Origin of the sequence: Thermococcus sp. CX2, assembly GCF_012027555.1 — an archaeon.
Lineage (GTDB): Archaea > Methanobacteriota_B > Thermococci > Thermococcales > Thermococcaceae > Thermococcus.
Window position 1 is genome coordinate 66,149 of the sequence record NZ_SNUQ01000003.1, and the last position, 16,728, is coordinate 82,876.

23 protein-coding genes and 1 rRNA gene are annotated in these 16,728 nt (G+C 52.5%); 8 read left to right on the forward strand and 16 right to left on the reverse strand.

The window, feature by feature from the left end; translation table 11 throughout:
• Position 1: 1 nt before the first annotated feature.
• From E3E23_RS07335 to E3E23_RS07365, 7 genes are all read right to left on the reverse strand, one after another.
• Positions 2 to 187: a hypothetical protein gene (locus tag E3E23_RS07335; protein WP_167907614.1), complete on the reverse strand. Its 186-nt coding sequence runs from the start codon at positions 185 to 187 to the stop codon at positions 2 to 4.
• A 152-nt stretch (positions 188 to 339) separates the two neighbouring features.
• A complete protein-coding gene (locus tag E3E23_RS07340; RefSeq protein ID WP_167907616.1) occupies positions 340 to 987 on the reverse strand; it encodes a DUF434 domain-containing protein in 648 nt (215 codons plus the stop codon).
• Between the two features lie 20 nt (positions 988 to 1,007).
• On the reverse strand, positions 1,008 to 1,778 hold the full coding sequence (locus E3E23_RS07345) for an HD domain-containing protein (RefSeq protein WP_167907878.1): 771 nt from the start codon (positions 1,776 to 1,778) through the stop codon (positions 1,008 to 1,010).
• A gap of 102 nt (positions 1,779 to 1,880) precedes the next feature.
• A complete protein-coding gene (locus E3E23_RS07350) occupies positions 1,881 to 2,291 on the reverse strand; it encodes a PIN domain-containing protein (RefSeq protein ID WP_167900031.1) in 411 nt (136 codons plus the stop codon).
• A 30-nt stretch (positions 2,292 to 2,321) separates the two neighbouring features.
• Positions 2,322 to 3,554, reverse strand: coding sequence for a translation initiation factor IF-2 subunit gamma (eif2g, locus tag E3E23_RS07355; RefSeq protein WP_167907618.1), 1,233 nt, complete (start codon positions 3,552 to 3,554; stop codon positions 2,322 to 2,324).
• 156 nt (positions 3,555 to 3,710) lie between these two features.
• Positions 3,711 to 4,088, reverse strand: coding sequence for a 30S ribosomal protein S6e (locus E3E23_RS07360; RefSeq protein WP_167907620.1), 378 nt, complete (start codon positions 4,086 to 4,088; stop codon positions 3,711 to 3,713).
• A 121-nt stretch (positions 4,089 to 4,209) separates the two neighbouring features.
• Positions 4,210 to 4,515, reverse strand: coding sequence for a hypothetical protein (locus E3E23_RS07365; protein WP_167907622.1), 306 nt, complete (start codon positions 4,513 to 4,515; stop codon positions 4,210 to 4,212).
• 295 nt (positions 4,516 to 4,810) lie between these two features.
• Between E3E23_RS07365 and E3E23_RS07370 the strand changes: the two genes are divergently transcribed.
• Positions 4,811 to 4,981 carry a preprotein translocase subunit Sec61beta gene (locus E3E23_RS07370; RefSeq protein ID WP_167907624.1) on the forward strand — a complete coding sequence of 57 codons (171 nt, stop codon included), beginning with the start codon at positions 4,811 to 4,813 and terminating at the stop codon, positions 4,979 to 4,981.
• Here the strand turns inward: E3E23_RS07370 and E3E23_RS07375 are convergent.
• Positions 4,978 to 5,640 (reverse strand): hypothetical protein, encoded by a 663-nt coding sequence (locus E3E23_RS07375; RefSeq protein WP_167907626.1) that lies wholly within the window; start codon positions 5,638 to 5,640, stop codon positions 4,978 to 4,980. The genes E3E23_RS07370 and E3E23_RS07375 overlap by 4 nt on opposite strands.
• Before the next feature lie 93 nt (positions 5,641 to 5,733).
• Here E3E23_RS07375 and engB point away from each other — a divergent pair, with 93 nt between their 5' ends.
• Positions 5,734 to 6,363, forward strand: coding sequence for a GTP-binding protein EngB (gene engB / locus E3E23_RS07380; RefSeq protein ID WP_167907880.1), 630 nt, complete (start codon positions 5,734 to 5,736; stop codon positions 6,361 to 6,363).
• Here the strand turns inward: engB and E3E23_RS07385 are convergent.
• Positions 6,310 to 6,774: an Lrp/AsnC family transcriptional regulator gene (locus tag E3E23_RS07385; RefSeq protein ID WP_167907628.1), complete on the reverse strand. Its 465-nt coding sequence runs from the start codon at positions 6,772 to 6,774 to the stop codon at positions 6,310 to 6,312. The two genes, engB and E3E23_RS07385, sit on opposite strands and share 54 nt — an antisense overlap.
• 172 nt (positions 6,775 to 6,946) lie before the next feature.
• On the opposite strand from E3E23_RS07385, the gene E3E23_RS07390 reads away from it, so the two are divergent.
• From E3E23_RS07390 to E3E23_RS07400, 3 genes are read left to right on the forward strand one after another with little or no spacing between them, the layout of a single operon-like run.
• Entirely contained in the window at positions 6,947 to 8,014 is a 1,068-nt protein-coding gene (locus E3E23_RS07390) for a Clp1/GlmU family protein (RefSeq protein ID WP_167907630.1), read from the forward strand.
• Positions 8,015 to 8,058: 44 nt separating this feature from the next.
• Positions 8,059 to 8,889 (forward strand): geranylgeranylglycerol-phosphate geranylgeranyltransferase, encoded by an 831-nt coding sequence (locus tag E3E23_RS07395; protein WP_167907882.1) that lies wholly within the window; start codon positions 8,059 to 8,061, stop codon positions 8,887 to 8,889.
• 12 nt (positions 8,890 to 8,901) lie between these two features.
• Positions 8,902 to 9,282, forward strand: a complete 381-nt coding sequence (locus E3E23_RS07400; RefSeq protein WP_167907632.1) for a ribonucleoside-triphosphate reductase — start codon at positions 8,902 to 8,904, stop codon at positions 9,280 to 9,282.
• 100 nt (positions 9,283 to 9,382) lie between these two features.
• Here E3E23_RS07400 and E3E23_RS07405 read toward each other — a convergent pair whose 3' ends face one another.
• The 5 genes from E3E23_RS07405 to E3E23_RS07425 form a co-directional block, all read right to left on the reverse strand.
• A complete protein-coding gene (locus tag E3E23_RS07405; protein ID WP_167907634.1) occupies positions 9,383 to 10,189 on the reverse strand; it encodes an OB-fold nucleic acid binding domain-containing protein in 807 nt (268 codons plus the stop codon).
• The gene (locus E3E23_RS07410) at positions 10,186 to 10,554 is read right to left on the reverse strand and encodes a replication protein RepA (RefSeq protein WP_167907636.1); all 369 of its coding nucleotides are present in this window, start codon (positions 10,552 to 10,554) and stop codon (positions 10,186 to 10,188) included. Before E3E23_RS07410 ends, E3E23_RS07405 begins: the two co-directional genes overlap by 4 nt.
• Complete coding sequence (locus tag E3E23_RS07415) at positions 10,555 to 11,619, reverse strand: OB-fold nucleic acid binding domain-containing protein (RefSeq protein WP_167907638.1); 1,065 nt, start codon at positions 11,617 to 11,619, stop codon at positions 10,555 to 10,557.
• A 124-nt stretch (positions 11,620 to 11,743) separates the two neighbouring features.
• A complete protein-coding gene (gene scpB / locus E3E23_RS07420) occupies positions 11,744 to 12,319 on the reverse strand; it encodes an SMC-Scp complex subunit ScpB (RefSeq protein WP_167907640.1) in 576 nt (191 codons plus the stop codon).
• A gap of 42 nt (positions 12,320 to 12,361) precedes the next feature.
• A complete protein-coding gene (locus E3E23_RS07425; RefSeq protein WP_167907642.1) occupies positions 12,362 to 13,408 on the reverse strand; it encodes a DUF835 domain-containing protein in 1,047 nt (348 codons plus the stop codon).
• A 139-nt stretch (positions 13,409 to 13,547) separates the two neighbouring features.
• Here E3E23_RS07425 and rrf point away from each other — a divergent pair.
• The 3 genes from rrf (at position 13,548) to E3E23_RS07440 (ending at position 15,050) form a co-directional block, all read left to right on the forward strand.
• Positions 13,548 to 13,669: ribosomal RNA gene (gene rrf / locus E3E23_RS07430) — 5S ribosomal RNA — on the forward strand.
• A 59-nt stretch (positions 13,670 to 13,728) separates the two neighbouring features.
• Positions 13,729 to 14,388, forward strand: coding sequence for a protein-L-isoaspartate(D-aspartate) O-methyltransferase (locus tag E3E23_RS07435; RefSeq protein WP_167907644.1), 660 nt, complete (start codon positions 13,729 to 13,731; stop codon positions 14,386 to 14,388).
• Positions 14,389 to 14,426: 38 nt separating this feature from the next.
• On the forward strand, positions 14,427 to 15,050 hold the full coding sequence (locus E3E23_RS07440) for an HAD-IB family phosphatase (protein WP_167907646.1): 624 nt from the start codon (positions 14,427 to 14,429) through the stop codon (positions 15,048 to 15,050).
• 184 nt (positions 15,051 to 15,234) lie between these two features.
• On the opposite strand, the gene E3E23_RS07445 is transcribed toward E3E23_RS07440, so the two are convergent.
• Together E3E23_RS07445 and E3E23_RS07450 are read right to left on the reverse strand one after the other, a co-directional pair.
• A complete protein-coding gene (locus tag E3E23_RS07445) occupies positions 15,235 to 16,446 on the reverse strand; it encodes an A24 family peptidase C-terminal domain-containing protein (RefSeq protein WP_167907648.1) in 1,212 nt (403 codons plus the stop codon).
• Between the two features lie 22 nt (positions 16,447 to 16,468).
• Positions 16,469 to 16,636, reverse strand: coding sequence for a class III signal peptide-containing protein (locus tag E3E23_RS07450; RefSeq protein WP_167907650.1), 168 nt, complete (start codon positions 16,634 to 16,636; stop codon positions 16,469 to 16,471).
• Positions 16,637 to 16,728: the final 92 nt, after the last annotated feature.

Here is a 16,728-nt window from a genome sequence, read left to right on the forward strand (position 1 = left end):
CTCAGACCTTCTCGAAGCCTATGTCATCGAGCTTGAGGTAGGTGTACATGTTGGTTCCCTGGGCAATGAAAACGTAAGTATCGCTGTATCCTCCCGTTTCTGAATGGGTTTCGCTCTTCGTGTACTGGTATTCTCCTGTTTGGGCGGATGAAGTGTCCCCTCCACTTATGCAGCCGTTAGCACTCACAAAAAGCAAAATCACCAAGAAAATTGCAGAAACTACTTTACCTTTTTTCATAATATCCCGACCTTTTCCTTAGATTATACCTACCACACAGTTGGAATATTTAAACATTAGCTCCGGTATGAAGTCGTCTTCATACGTTTTCCGAGCCTGTGCTATCGTTCCCTCAAGAGTTGCTGAAATGATACTGGTCTCTTCCCGAGCTTCTCCCCAACGTATCTCGCGAGGTCGAAAACGTGGGGAACCTTGGAGATTATTCCAACGTCTGCCGTTGCAACAACCTCGAAGGCCTTAAGCTCGGAATCTGGGTTCTTCACAAGTTTTACCTCACCGGAAAGACCGAACTCGACCAGCTTTTCTTCCGTCAGCTTCCTAATTTCGCCACTCTTTGGGACGTTTTTTCCATAGAGGAACACCGCCTCTCCAACTTTCAGCTCGTTCAGAGCATTCGCTATTTCCCCGAGCAGGTTCGGGGTCCTTTCGCTAAGCCTGTACTTCCCCTGATATTTTAAATCCCTGACCAGACCGTCCTCGCAGAGTATCGCTTTTCCCTCGAGGAGCGATTCGAGGGTTATAAGGACGTTGAAGCCGTCAATTGCTAAAACATTCCCGGCGAGCTCTCCTGGCCTGAGGAGCTTTCCCTCAACTTCTGTGATCCATCTGTCAGAAAAGACGCATCTGGCCAGAAGATGCCGCTCTTTCTTCGTAAGCCTGTAGTGGTTGGCAACGAATTCTAATGCATAGCTTTTCCGGTAGCCCCTGTTGAGGAGGTACTTGAGATCGAGGTAGGCATCGGGAAGCATGGAGAAAGTTGGGATGAAGGTTAAATAACCTTCTCCATTACCTCCTCGCCGGCGTGTATCCTTATCCTCACCTTCCCGCCCAGTACCGAACTCTTGACCTTCTTCGTCAGTATCTCGTCCACTTGGAAGACTCCCGCGAGGTGCTTCATGCGTATCTCAATTAATATCGGCTGCTCCTCATTTCCTTCCTTGATTTCGACGCTCTCTATAGCCAATGCCGAAACTGCGTGAATATCAACGCGGTCCTTCTTGTGGACCAGCCTGCTCCTTCCTGCCTCCATGTCGCAGCCGTCCGCTATTGTCACTAAGCTGCCCTCGACCGTCGTGCACGGAACGTGCTCGTCGTGGGTGTAGATGGCGTTGAGCGTTAGCGCCTTTAGGAGGAGCCAGTCGTCTTTCTCGAACTCCTTGGCGAGCCTGTCGATGATGGGCTCTGCAAGGAAGACGCTGAACTCGTAGTGGTTTATTCTGTGTATCATGTTGCCCGTGTCGTGGAAGAGCGCGCCGAAGGCCACTATGAACTTGCTCCAGCGGAAGGACTTACCGAGCTTTTCGGCGGTCGTCTCGATGCCGAACTTCTTGATGATCCTGAGCAGCTCCAGAGCCCGCCTCGTTGTGAGGAGAACGTGGATCGGCCCGTGGTCGTTGAACTGGTAGATGTTCAGCACTATGTAGTTAGTCGTCTCGAAGTAGTAGTGGTATTCCTTGAATGCCCGCTCGTACATTTGATATAGCTCGTCGTCTTCCATTAGTTCCCTAATCTCTCTCAAAAGATCCTCTTCGGTGTACACATTTCCCACCCGAATGCATGGAGAAAAGGAAGTTTTAAGGGTTTTGAACGCCCAGGCGAAAAGAACTCTTTGAATGGTTGTGGAGCTTGGACAGAAAATAGCTCACTCCAGCATTCCTTCAAGCTCGAGTATCTTCTTCGAGCGGAGATAAACCACGGGAATGCCCCTCGCGCGGAGCCTCTTTTTCAGCCCCTTATCGTTGGTGCAGACCACAACGCGCTCGTTATTCAGGGCGAAGTCAAAAATCTGGTCGTCTATCGGCCTTTCCCCAAAGCGGCCTATATCAACGGTCTCGAACCTCTCGGCCAGCTTCTTCGCCATCCTGATGGCCATCAGGTCCTTCCCGCGCGACTTTCTTTCGATGACGTCCAGCTCCTGAAGGACAACGTTTGGAATTACAATCCTGAACTTTACATCGAGAACCCTGTTCAGCTCGGATATTATGTCGACGCCGAACTGCCCCGGGACGAGGAGAAAGTTGGTGTCTGGAATAACGAGCCACTCGCGGCGCATGGAGACCACCAGAAGGAAAGAAAAGAGGGCTCACTCCCTGATGAAGCCGTAGCCTATGAGTCTCCACCTGCTGCCGACCTGCCTGCTGATGGCAACCCTGTCGCCGACCTCGGCACAGATGGGTATCTGCAGCTTGAGCTCGACTTCGTCCTTTCCGAGGCCGGTAACGAGGCCCATCGTCCTTGCCGTGCCGACGTTGAGGAGCAGGACTTCCCTCCTCTTAATCGGCTCGACCTTAAGCTCCTCCTCGGTTCCTACTACCCTCTCGAGAAGGTGAACCTCAAGCCTGAGCTCATCCCAGACCGGCGGGAGCTTACCCGGCTTTCCGACGACGTTTCCAGCCATGAGGTCACCCTTGGTGAGGAACGGGTCGAGCTTGGTTCCCACTCCGACGAGACCTCCCGGATAGGCTTCCTCGACGAATCTTCCTCCCGCCTGGAGGGATACGATTTCGGTGGTTATCGGCTCGTACTTGATCCTGCCGTGCTCCTCGTAAGGAACGCCCGGGCGGATCTCTATCTCGTCGCCGACCTTGAGCTTGCCCTGGACTATCGAACCGCCGATGACTCCACCGACGAGCTTCTCGGGCTTGGTTCCGGGCTTGTTGACGTCGAAGCTCCTCAGAACGAGCATCTTTGGAGGCTTGTTCGGATCGTGCTCGGGCGTTGGGATGAACTCCTCTATTGCAGCCAGGAGAACGTCAACGTTCGCTCCATGCAGGGCCGAAATCGGGATTATTGGAGCGTTTTCTGCCACTGTCCCCTTAACGAATTCCTTTATCTCATGGTAGCGCTGTATGACCTTCTCCCTATCGACGAGCTCGATCTTGTTGAGGGCGATGACGATGTTCTTGTTGCCGACTATCTGGAGGGCCATGAGGTGCTCCCTCGTCTGAGGCATAACACCTTCGTTTGCCGCTATGACGAGAACGGCTCCATCCATGAGGGAAGCTCCGGCGAGCATGGTCGTCATGAGTGCCTCGTGTCCGGGGGCATCGATGAAGGAAACCCTCCTCTCGAAGTCAGTTTCAGCGCCGCAGTACGGGCAGACAGGGGAGTTTGAATACCTGCCACAGCTCGGGCACTTCCTTATCTCGGCATCGGCAAAGCCTATCTTGATGGTGATTCCTCTCCTCAGCTCCTCGCTGTGGGTGTCTGTCCAGATTCCGGTTAAAGCCTTGGTGAGTGTCGTTTTACCGTGATCAACGTGACCAACCATTCCGATGTTGACCTCGGCCTGTCTAAACTCCTTCTTCTTTGCCATCTTCTCTCACCCCTAAGATTAGAGAGTTTGGGCATTTATTAAGGTTACCTCATGGGGGAGGAGATAGAAACTGGAAGATGATTCGGCTGATCAAAATTCCGCACACAGGAACATCTGAGGAAAACCTGAAGAAGTTTAAGGGTGAAAGGAAGAAGCTCAGAAGACGAGCTTCATGTTGATCTGAACGATCTCGGGGCTGATGGTGTTGCCCCTGACGGTCTTCTTCCTCCTCTCACCCTTCTCCTTGGGCCTGAAACCCGGTCCCCTGGAGACGAGGATCTTGACCCTCCTCGGACCGTGGACATCGGGCCTCATGGGGAAGCCGTCCTTGTCGGTTCCGCCGGTTATCTTGAGCTTGGCATCGGCCGGAATCTCCTCGCCGAATATCTCGGTGAGGTTGAGGCCAAGCTCCTTGGCGGAGATCTCATCTCCGATTCTCTTTCCAATGAGCTTCTCAGCCTCTTCGCCGCTTATCTCAACCTGCCTGGCGATACCGTTCTTTGGGTTCGATATGACGAGTTTAAAGGTCGCCATTTCCTCCCACCTCCTACGTCATTAGCGGGATTCATTGGGTAAACCCCTTATCCACCATGGGCTGAGGGCTACCATTTAAAAAAGTTTCTTCTTCCAAAAAATTGAGAGGGAGCAAAGCTCCTTACTTCTGGCTCAGACGATACACCCAGTTCCATAACCTAACCATATATTCAATGGTCGGCGGGTAGCTCTGGATTACCTCCGTGATCTCCATGTTCTTTCTGAACGTCGGGGTTATGATCACCTCTTCAAGGATCTCCCTGCTGGGTGCTTTCCAGATTGTGTAGGCACCGCCGTCGAAGTTGTATGCGGCTAGGAATTCGACCCCCTTGGGCAGTTCGGTTGAAGAAAAGAAGTCGGCAGCTTCCTTTGCGGCAACTGCACTCTCGTCTATTGACCATCTATGAGTTACATGGTATACGGGCATTGGCACACCTCCACGTAATTCACTAAAATTTCCATGCATACCTGTTAGATGGGGCACCGTTGGGTGGGAAGAATCGCTGGGTTTCTTTGGTGCTCCAACTTGCGGCCTCACCCAGATAGAACCTGTTACTGGGGCCTTGGGCTTATGTTATATAAAGCTTTTGGCAGACATGTCTAAATATACATCGCGAAAAATCTTTACACAACTAAGGTTAAATTGTGGGTGAGGGAATGGCCCACCATCAAAACTTTTTTATACCGTGCCGAACTTAGGGATTTCGTAAGAGGTGAGAGGGATGGCAAAAGAAAAGGCGACGCTACCACCCACTGGCGCCGGTCTCATGAGGTTCTTCGACGAGGATACCAGGGCAGTAAAGATAAGTCCAAGGGGCGTTATAGCCCTCACGCTGATACTCGTTGCTATGGAGTTGCTTCTTCACGCCTTTGGAACCCAGATCTTCGGTTAAATGAAGCTGGTTTTCTTTAATCCCCTTGCGTTCAGTTCCTCGTTTATTATCGCCCTCACGACTTCTTCGAGCTGGGTCTGGATGAGCTTGTCTACGTCATCCTTTATTTTGTCGATGTCATGCCTCAGTCCCTCCAGGAGCCGTATGTAGTCCTTCGCCATTTCGAGCTGGCCTTCCTGCCTAATTAACTGCTCCTTGAGGTGTTCGAAGTCCTCCTTCATGACATGGAGCTTCCTGAGCTCCCTCTGTAGCTCGTCGAGCTGTTTGGTTAATGCGTAGTTCTCCTCTTTGAGCTTCTCTATAAGCCTCTCTTTGGCTTCAAGCTCGCGCACAAGGGCATTGTACTCCTCAGCTATCTGGGTAAGCCTTTCTATCTCCCTCAAGGGGGGCACTTTACCGTTTCCGAGGATTATGACGTCCGGACCCACGTTGACGATGTCATCCGGTCTGATTTTCATTTTTTTCTCGTTGGAGAACATTCCTGGATGCTCGCCCTTTCCGAGGTTTTCCACGAGCTTCATCTTCAGGATAAAGTAGAACTGGTCGCCCTCAACCTCGACGTTGATGTCCGTCACGAATCCAAGTATCCTTCCCTCCGTAAGGGAAATCACGAACTTGTTAATGAGCTGATTGGCCTTGGCCTCGCTACCCTCTGCCATAAACACCACCGCGATTATTTGCCCCTTGGCATACTTAACCTTTCCGCCAAGCCTTATAAAGTGAAAAACCTTCAACCTCATCCGGTGAGAGACATGATAATTTTCGTGGGGAGATCGAACGTTGGCAAGAGCACGCTCATCTTTCGCCTGACCGGAAAGCTTGTTAAGCGAGGCAAGCGGCCGGGGGTTACGAGAAAGCCTGTCGAGGTCAACTGGCGCAACAGAAGGGTCATCGACATGCCGGGCTTCGGATTCATGAGCGGCCTGCCGAAGGCCAGGCAGGAGAGGATAAAGGACGAGATAGTCCACTTCATAGAAGACAACGCCGACGAAATAGAGCTCGCGGTTCTCGTCATAGACGGCAAGAGCGCGCTGGAGATAATTGAGCGCTGGGAGAAGCGCGGTGAGATACCGATTGACGTCGAGTTCTTCCAGTTCCTCCGAGAGCTGGGTATACCGACCATCGTCGCTGTGAACAAAATAGACAAGGTCAAGAACCTTCAGGCCACTATGAACCGCCTCGTGGAGAAGTTCGGGCTGAGCGGCACGTGGAACGACCACAGAGAAACCTTCGTGCCGATATCCGCCAAGTTCGGGAAGAACCTCGAGGAACTGAGGAGGCTCATGGAGAAGAAGCTCCAGGAAGGTAAGAGGAAGGAAAAAGAGCCTTCAGAGGACTTCGAGAACGATATGGGTGATGGTCTCCTTGACGCCGTCGAGTGAGGCTATCTCCTCGAGTATCTCGTCGAGTCTGGTCTTGTCTGCCTCGATTATGAGGTCTATATCCCCGGTAACCCTGTAAATCTTCTTTATCCTGAGCTTCTTTATCTCCTCGTAAACGTGCTTTCTCTTAGTTGGCTCGATTCTAACAAAGACAAAGACGTCACCTTTCTTCTCTCCGAGGAGGTCGAGGGCCTTGTCGGTGAGGTCGATGAAGCCCCTTCCCGTTCTTATGTAGCCGAGCTCTTTGAGGATCTTGAGGTGGTTGCTGAGAGCCTGCCTGGTTATTCCCAGCTCTTCGGCAAGTTCATCCTGGGTCTTTTCAACGGTATGGACCTCTATTGTCTTGCCTTCGTCATAGAACTTCCTGAGCAGTCTAATTTGTCTTGGGGTAAGGGTGGGTTTCTCTTCCATTTCCAAAACCTCCTTTGCAAGATTAGCGTTTACACCTTTTACATCTTTTATTAAACCAACTAGTTTCAAGGCCAATGTCAAATTTTCTTGGCCTCTACACTGATAGCCCCAAGCTTCTTTTATAAGTCTTTCTCAAGATTAACTTTTTAATCCTCGCCTCCAACCAACTCACATGAACAAAGCGACCTACACCGAAGACGTCCCGGAGGACAGGTTTGAACTCCTTGAGCGGATTGCCAGTGATGATAAGCCGCTTAAGGTAATGCTCGTCGGCGGAACTGACAGCGGAAAGACCACTCTGCTGACGTTTTTAGCAAATGGTCTCCTTGAACTGGGCTTCAGGGTCGCTGTAATCGACAGTGACGTTGGGCAGAAAGGAATTCTTCCTCCAGCGACCTTGAGCCTCGCCTTTCCGGAGGAGCGCTTCAAATCGCCGGGCGACCTGAAGGGGGTCGCTCACTACTTCATCGGAACCACTTCTCCCGGCCAGTATGCCGGAGAGATGGCGGTGGGTGTTAGGCGCCTTACCGATATAGCGATCAACGAAGCCGACGTCGTTCTTATAGATACCACCGGATTTGTAACCGGTCCGGGCCTCGAGATGAAGCGTCTTAAGGTCGAGCTGATAAAGCCCGAACTTACACTCCTCTTGGAGCGGACGGACGAGCTGAGTCATCTGAGGAAGGTCCTTGCTCCTTACACGGAGATAATTGACCTCTCCGTGAGCCAGAAGGCAAGGGAACACTCGCGGAAAGAGCGTCGGGAAGTGAGGAAAGAGAAATGGAAGACCTACTTTTCAAATGGAGAGCTCATCGAGGTGGATCTGGAGAAAGTCGCCCCAACCGGGACGGAAATGTTCCGCGGCAGACCGCTGACGTCTGAGGAAAAGGATCTCCTCGCCGCCCTGTTCAAGTGGCTCGTGATTGCAGGCTGGAAAAACGAGCGCTACACCGTCGTTAAGGCCGATATGGAAAGCTTCCCAAGGCACTATAGCAAATCCGTAATTCACACTGTGGATTTTGAGAAGCTTAGCAACCTGCTCGTTGGCTTTATAGATGGGGACGGCCTGTGCCTCGGGGTTGGCATACTCAAGTGGATAAACTTCAGCGAAATGAAAGCGCAAGTGCTTACTCCACTCACACCCGAGGAACTGGAGAAAGCCCTCGAGCTCAGGTTTGGGCGCATACGGGTGCTTGAAACAGGCGAGGAACTTGGCCTCCTTCGGAGGGAGGAGCTGTAGCAAAGGTTTTTAAATTAAGAACCCAATAGAATTAGGTGGCCCTAATGGAGCTCAAGGCGTTCGTTGAGATAACGAGGCCCCACAACTGCGTCCTCGCTGGGATAGTGGGTCTTCTAGGCTCTATAGTGGCGGTGGGCCACTTCCCGGACCTTAAAACCAGCCTGCTTGTCTTCTTAGTGGTCACCCTCGGCTGTGCCGGTGGAAACACGATAAACGACTACTTTGACTACGAGATTGATAAAGTCAACAGGCCAGATAGGCCCCTCCCGCGGGGGGCTATGGATAGAAAAACCGCCCTCTGGTACGCGATGCTCCTCTTCGCCGTCGGTCTGGCCTTGGCTTATATGATAAACCGCTACGCCTTCATCCTCGCTATCATAGCCTACGTTACGATGTTCCTCTACGCATGGAAGCTCAAGCCGCTCCCATTCATCGGGAACCTCGTGGTGGCTGGCCTTACGGGTGCGACGCCACTTTACGGTGCCGTCGCTGTTGAGCACCTCGGCCTGGCTGGCTATCTTGCCATCTGTGCCTTTCTTGTGAACGTCGCGAGGGAAGTCATCAAGGATATAGAGGACGTCAAGGGGGATTTGGTAAAAGGTGCTAAGACTCTACCCATCATATGGGGAAAGAAAAAAGCCGCCTACGTCGGGTCGTTCTTTGCCCTGTTAACGGTCATTGCCTCATTCCTGCCTGTGAAAGCTGGTGTGGGTGTTGGTTACTATGCTATGGTTCCTGTGGACGTGATTATACTCTACGCGGCCTATCTAATCCTGAAGAGCCAGGAGAGAGAGGTGGCACGCAAATCACAGAAGTTGCTCAAGATGAGCATATTCCTTGCCGTTATGGCGTTCCTGATTGCTGCAATAGTTTAGGGGGTGAGTCTTATGGAGTTTAGGGATGAGATAATCAAGAACCTTGAGGGGGAGGGCCTCTGGACGGTTATCACGTTCAAGACTCCCCACGGGCCAGGGGTTACGATGGAAAAGCTAAGCTCGGTCGTTGAGGAGGCTGGATGGAAAGTAACCTTCAAGGCCAACTGGTGGACTGCGGATATACCCTACGGCCTCATCAGGATGGACCTCGAGAGGGACGGAAGGGAGAAGATACTGCTCGGCAAGTGGATACTCGGCGAGGACTGTGCCCTAATCAAAGTGGAGAACTTTGACCTCGAACGCGGAAAGGACGAGTTCTTCCGCATGGTGGACAGCATAACCTCGACCCTCATCCACGACCCCGTGATAAGGACGATGAGGGAGCAGTACTGAGGGGATGTTTTTAATTTTTAACTTTTCTAAGCTTTTTAATCCCTCACCTAAGACGAGTGGTTTGTGAAAAAGAGGGTGAAGGAAATATTGAAAAGCTGACTCACAGCGGCTCGTAGTAGCCTATCTCCGGTTCGTAGATTTCTCCCTCAGCTAAGAGCTGGGTTATGGCCTCTTCGATGAGCTCCTCGTCGAACTCCTTGGAGAGCTTCTTAACGATGAACTTGTGCGAGAGGGCCTTCTTCTTCTCGTTCAGCAGGTCGAGGACAGCCTTCTTGGCCTTCTCCAGCTCTGGGCTCTCTTCTGCCTTCTCCTCTAGTTCCTCCACTTCCTCCTCGAAGAGTTCCTCCTCGAGGTTTCTCTGTTCGAGCATTATGGTGTAGAGCTCGTCTATAGTGAGGAGCATGTCCTCGCTTACACCTTTGTTTTTGGCTATCACCTTGGCCTTCGCCGTGATGCCGTACTTGTCGTAAATCTCAAAGGCTATCTGGGCCTTCTTTGCGTGCTCGACCTTCTCCTTAAGGGTCTCGAAGCGGTGGAGTATCCACATGTTGGGGTGGACCTTAGCTATGCCCTCCACGAGTATCTGCTTGTCGTCGCGCCATTCAGCAACCTTGCCGATTATCTGGACGAGGTCGCCCTTCTTCACGAGCCTTATAAAGCGGGTGTCGTCTCTAAACCCGAGAACCCATATCGTCCCTGTTCCGTCGTCTATCTGGAGCTTTCCGTAGGTCTCGTCGTCGCTTATGACTGGCTCGCGGACGACGGTTGCGACTACCTTAACGCGGTAGACTTTCCTCGCGTCCTTCGTTATCAGGTAGTTGGGCTCGAAATCGCCCTCGCTCTTGACGTAGTATCCCTCTATGATATCCTTTATGTAAACCCTACTCGCTGGGAGGCGCTTCTTCATTCTGACCACCACGCGAGCGTGCTCTCAACCTTTGGGAGAACCTTCCTCTCAAGTTCTCTAATCTCCTCGAGGGCTTCCAAATCGGCCTCGCTGAAGTCCTGTATGACCTCGCCGTAGATGTGAACCCCCTCGTCATTCCTTATGACTCTCCCTATGACCCTGACGATTTGACCGTTCTGAGGGAGGACGTTCTCCTCGCTCTCGATAAGTATGACTCCAGTTCCGTCGTCGAGCCAGAAGGTGTAGTCCATCTTGTCGACCTTGAAGGCCTTTCCTATGAGAGCCACGCGGGTGTCGTCCTCGGTTATTTCTCCTATTTTCCTCTCGACGGCCGGCTTGCGCCGCCTGTACCTAACCTCCTCCATTCACAGCACCTCCTTGAGGGCCTCCTTCAGCTCGGCCCTCACCCGGCTTATCTCCCTTCTGTAGTCCACCTCGTCCCAGCCGAAGGCCTTCAGTATTAGCCCGAGGAACTTGTCGTCCACCACGTTGCCCCTGACCACTATTTCCCTGCCGAGCAGGTAGTAGTACTCCTCTTCTGCGAGCTTCCTACTGGCTTCCTTGGCAGTTAAGCCCTCCTCCATGAGCTCCCTCATCCTCTCGGCTATCTCTTCCGGATCCTTTCCGATAAGCTCCGCCGCGTCGTCCCCGAAGAGAGTTGTCCTGATGTAGCCGGTGGAGTCGTCAAGGCCAAAGTCAATGATGGTTATCTTTATCGGGTGAACCTCGCCGTGCTCGGGGCACACCCAGGTGTCCGTTGCGGGCTCGTAGTCAACCTTTCTCCTGCACTCTGGACAGGCGTCGTAAACGGTAACGCGGTATAGCCTCGCTATAGTTCCGCGAACCTCAACGAACCTTTCACCGCCCATCAACTCGCCTATATTGACGCGCCTGTAGTTGTAGCTCCTCACCTCTTCGAGCGGTGGGATTTCTTCAACGCGCGGATCCTCTGGATTGAGTATTATCCTCGTCCTGAAGTTGGCATGGAGTTCTATTCCGGACCTGCCCTCCCTGATGCTCGGGTCTATAATCTTGATTACATCTCCCGGGTTAAGCTCGTTGTAGTACTTGGCCACTTGACTGTCCCAGAGGACGAGCCTGGCTTTTCCGGTGGAGTCGTAAATTATCACGTTGGCGACCTGGCCGCTCGAGCCGTCCCTCCGCTGGTACTCCCTCGGCGGGTACTTCCTCAGTATCCTCGCGACTATGTTCACGTTGGTCATCCCGGGAACGAGATCTGCTATGTGAAGGAGCTCTTCTCTCCCCTCCAAGTTGACGCCCAACTCCTCGGCGAGCATTAAAGCCGCGGCATGCTCGGAAATTCCCTCGCGGGAAGCTATCTCCGCTATCTTCTCTTCGATTTCGTCTTTGGAGAGACCCTTCTGCCTCTCTATCATCTCGATGATTTGTTCCTTGGTCAGCACTCCCATAGAACTCACCTTAATGGTAATAATGGGTGCGGGTATTTAAACTTTTCTCTAGGGGCTGAGTTCTTGGAAAAGAGCGTTCTGTTTCTTTTATGGGCAGAAATAAGGGAACTGAAAGGTTAAGAAATTACTCTTCGCCTTCTGAAGCCGCCTCACCTTTCTCGAGCTTCTCGATTAAATCGCTGTACTCAGCGTGAACCACTTTCTTGAAGGCCTCCTTAATTATCATTGGATCGTTCTCAGGGAATCCGTAGAGCTCAGCAAATTTGGGCGTTGTTCCGAGGAGCTTTGTCCTCTCGTAGGGTTCCGCATAGATGAGGCCCATCTCCAGTAGCTTCCTTATGTGCTCGTAGGCCTGGCTTCCGCGGAGCTTCACGAGCCTGCTCTGCTCTATCGGCTGAAGATAAGCTATAAGCGCCAGCGTTTTCAGCTCGCCCGTCCTCAAATCGGGCCTCGGCATCAGGTGGATAACTTTTTGAGAGTACTCCTGCTTCACCTGCATCACGTACTTGTCCCCGAGAACGCGCACCACTTCGATTGCACTCTTCCGCTCTGCATATTCCGCTGCGATAAGTTCGATGAGCTTTTCGAGATAATCCAGCGACTTTATTCCCAAAGCTTTGGACAGTTCTTTAACGCTCAGTGGCCGTCCAGAAACGAAGAGGGCTGCCTCAACAAGGGCCTTGTCTTCTATGAGTCCCATTATCACCACCTCCTTGGAGATTTGAATTTCCTCTTATAGGGTTTACTCCCCAAGGAGAATTCTCCTGATGGTGAGGTACTCCTTCTTCTCCCAGGCTGCCTCGTCGACCACCACTAAGAGGGAGCCGTTTCTAACTACGACCATATCTCTAAGGGTCGCCAGGAACTTCACAACTGCGGTGATACCGTTGTATATCGTTAGATACTCGATGCCGTCTAGTATTATGACGCCGTTGAGTCCATGCGTCTCTGCCTCGCGCAGGTACCTGTTAGAAAGCTCGAGCATTTTGGCCAGGTTCGTGGGGTGAATTGCGTTCTCCCCCCTTGTGTTGGTGATGAAGTACGTTCTCCACGTTTCTGGAGGGGATACATCCCTGACAAAAGCTAAGGCCGGGTATTCCCTAAGCATCTCTTTCATCTTGCGGTATTCATCACTGGGAATCAGCTTGACTCCGGGCTCGATGTTGGCCTTTACCGGATTCTCCAGCTTGATGAACTCTTCGGAAAGCACCATGCAGGCCATGAAGTATACTGAGAGAACCGTAAGTATGGCCCCCAATGTGAAGCCTATCGGGGCGAACCAATCCACACCCCTGAGGAAGGGATAATCCATCTCGTGAAGTCCCATCAGAAGAACCATCCACCCAGCCCTTTTGGCTCTCTTGAAGCTCTCCTCGCTGGCGTGCAGTATGAATAGTCCAGATAGGACAACAAAGAAAGCAGAGACACCGTAGGAGATGCCCACTATGGAAACCCAGTCCTTGCCTAAGGCCACACTGTACAGGGCGGCGATCAGGGGGGGAGTGGCATATATGAAGGCGTGTTTGGTATTCCAGCCGAGCTCCTCGGAGAGAAATATTAGTGAGCCGAGAAATAGCATGGAGGAAAACGCAGCTTCGGTGATTGCTATAAGCCGGAGGATGTCCAGGGCGTCGGAGACTATGCTGAGAGCCGCGATTATCCAGGCGAGGAACCATACAAAGGCGGACCTTCTTCGGGAGCGGAGGTAGACTTTGAGGAGAATCATTGAGACTGTCAGCTTTGCAAGCAGACTGAGGGTCTGGCCAACCAGCAAGAGGGACTTATTCATGCTGCTCACCTATGGATGTCCAAGTATATTTTTGGACTTCAAAGCCTAAAAACTTTAACTGACCACCTAACCACAAAATGACCGTTGGATGCTCCCTGACCGCAATCTTTATAAACCCATCCCGATAGGTCAATAGCGGTACGGCGGTCATAGCGGCGGGGTTACACCCGGTCTCGTTTCGACCCCGGAAGTTAAGCCCGCCAGCGATCCCGGGTGTACTGCCCTCCGAGAGGGGGCGGGAAACCGGGGACGCCGCCGGCCACTATTCCAACTTCTCGCTTCTTCGCAAGCCTTATATCCTAGTAGGGTCTATTCTCTATATGCAGGACAAGCTCTACCGCAGGTGGGTCAGGACCGTCGATGCCCTCGTAAGGGAGGGCATTATAAAGAGTGATAAGGTTAAGCAGGCTTTTCTTAAAGTTCCGAGGTACTTCTTTGTTCTTCCTGGGCACGCCAAGTGGGCCCACGTTGATGAGCCCCTTCCCATTCCAGCGGGTCAGACCATCAGCGCTCCACACATGGTTGCCATAATGCTTGAGCTCGCCCAGCTTGAGGAGGGCATGAACGTCCTTGAGATAGGCACCGGAAGCGGCTGGAACACGGCTTTAATAGCTGAGATCATTAAGACCGAGGTTTACACCGTTGAGAGGATCCCCGAACTCGCGGAGTTTGCCAGAAAGAACCTTGAGAAGGCCGGCTACGCCGATAAAGTCCACATCATTATCGGCGACGGTACGAAAGGCTTTCCTCCCAAAGCACCCTACGACAGGATAATCGTTACAGCGGGGGCGCCTAAAGTCCCTGAACCGCTGATAGAACAGCTCAAGCCGGGAGGGAAGCTCATAATTCCAGTTGGGAAATACCACCTATGGCAGGAGCTCTATGAGGTTACAAGGCTCGAGGACGGAAGCGTAAAGACCACAAGGCATGGTGGGGTGGCTTTCGTTCCCCTTATAGGCGAGCACGGCTGGGAGGGGTAGGCTTTTAAGTCGTGATGAGCTTTTCTTCTGGTGGGATCATGGTGAGACTGATTGCATTTGACCTTGAGGGAACGCTTGTTAAATCCGTCTCCAGCTGGGTGGAGCTTCATAAGAAGTTCGGAACATGGGAGAAGGGAAAGGAATACGCTGAGCGCTTCTTCGCTGGGGAGTTTGACTACGCAACGTGGGCAGAGCTCGACGCTTTGCTCTGGAGGGGCCATACAAGGGAGGAGATAATGGAGTGGGCTAACTCTGTGGAGTACATGGATGGTGCATGGGAGCTCATCGAATTTCTAAAGGAGAACGACTTCAAAATAGCGATACTGAGCAGCGGACTGATGTGCCTCGCGGGAAGGATAGCCAGCGAACTCGGCGTTGATTACGTCTTCGCCAACGAGCTGATTTTTGATGAGAACGGCTTCGTCACCGGAAAGGTAAAGTCTGTAGTGGATTTCGAGAGCAAGGGGAGAATTTTGGAGGAGCTAAAGAAGGAGTTCAACCCGGAGCTGACTGTTGCGGTCGGCGACGGCCACAACGACCTCAGCATGTTCCGCGTTGCCGATGTCAGCATTGCTATAAACCCGCACGAGGGAGTTGAGGGCGACCACAACGTCGAGAGCCTGCACGAGGTCATGGAGATAATCAAGGGGCTCCTCGAGTGATTCTTTTCTTCCTCGGGGTCGGTGAAGGGCGTGTTCATCACGACGCCGCGCGAAACGCGGTCTCAGCAAAGCAAAAGCTCGTCATCCCCCTGTCGGCCCGACCGGAACCCCCGCTTCACTCCTCCGCGGAGAGGGCGGGAAGCCGGGCCGTTGGGGGATTGGAAGAGGGGTTAAAAAGCCTTGCTCAGAGGCCGGCTATTTTGAGCTGTATCCACCAGAAGATGTCGCCCCAGAAGTATGCTATTAGGAAGCCGATGAAGAGCGCAGGGGCAAAGGGCATAGCCTTCTTCCTCAAAAAGCGGTTCTCAAGCTTCCCCTCCTCAACAAGGCGCTTGAGTTCCTCGATCTGCTCCTTCTTTAGCCCTTCTGCGGTGGGGGACGCTATGACCCTGCCGTAGTCTGGCCTCAGGACTTCGAGGTTGGCCGTCAGGAGGGAGATCTTCAGGCGGACAAAGGCATCGGTTCTGTCCCTCCCTATCTGGCCGTTCTTCTCGAATATCGTCTCGCCGAGGATGTCCCATTCCTCAAGCTCTTCAACGGGCACCTCCTCCATGAGAACCTCGGTGCGCATGAACTTGACGGTCGAGAAGAAGACCTTGAAGAGGTATATCACCGCGAGCAGCCTGGCGAATATCCAGAGAGCCATTCTGGGGTCGAGGTAAAGCAGGTAACCGAGCACGAGAAGTCCAAATGCATCACCGAACTTCCTGGCCCTTCCAAGTGCCACCACTACAATGAACGTGAAGGCCCATCCAAGAAGACCACCGAACACGGTTCCAGTCGTGTCGTAGAGGACTATCTGCAGCCCCAGTGCCGCGGTTATCCAGAGCGCAACCTCAACTGTGAGCCTGGCCCCGCCGGTGAGTATCTCCTTCAGCTCGCTGAACTTTTTCCTGGCTATGATTACCCCAAACGAGTAGAGGAATATGAAGGGGAACACTGCGATGATGCTGTTGAAGAGTATTGAGAGGGGATACACCGGGTAGGTCAGGGCGTAGGGGGGAACCACCGATGCTGTAGCCGGTGGATACGGCAGGAGGGCCGAGAAGCCGGCGAGGATAACCACGTCGCCGCTCGCCCAGGCGCCGATGATGTAGAGGATGACTCCAAGGGCAAGGCCGATGAAGAAGCCGATAATTCCGGAGAGAGCCAAGGGAACGTCTCCGGCTTTAATTCCCTGGTAGAGATAGTACAACACTCCTATCTCCGTTGCAGGAACGACGATCTTCGAGATAATTCCGAATTCAGACGTTTCCTCCTTTTTCCCTCTCAGCCTCTCGATGATTTCAAGGGTTGGAAAGACGTGGGAATCGAGGATAAAGCCGGACTTCAGATCTGTGTAGGAGGTTAGAATACCCGAGATAAGCCCGACAAGAAGGGGTATCGAGATGTCCATAACCCAACCCTCCGAATTTTAGCTAGAGATCCTCAAGAATTTGCTTCCTAACCTGGGTCGTGTAGTTTGAAATGGCCTCGTTGAGGTTCTTCGTGCCGTTGAGCACCACTCTCGCTGCCATAAGCACAAGCACAAGCACCGCGGCCAGCATAAAGAGGTACTCTATCGCGCCCTGGGCGTTTCTTTTCATCACTTACACCTAAACTATCTGCGGCGCTAAAGGATTTAAAAGTTTCCATTGGCTAAGCTTTTAAGTGGAGTGAAAAAGGGAAACGTGGTGAA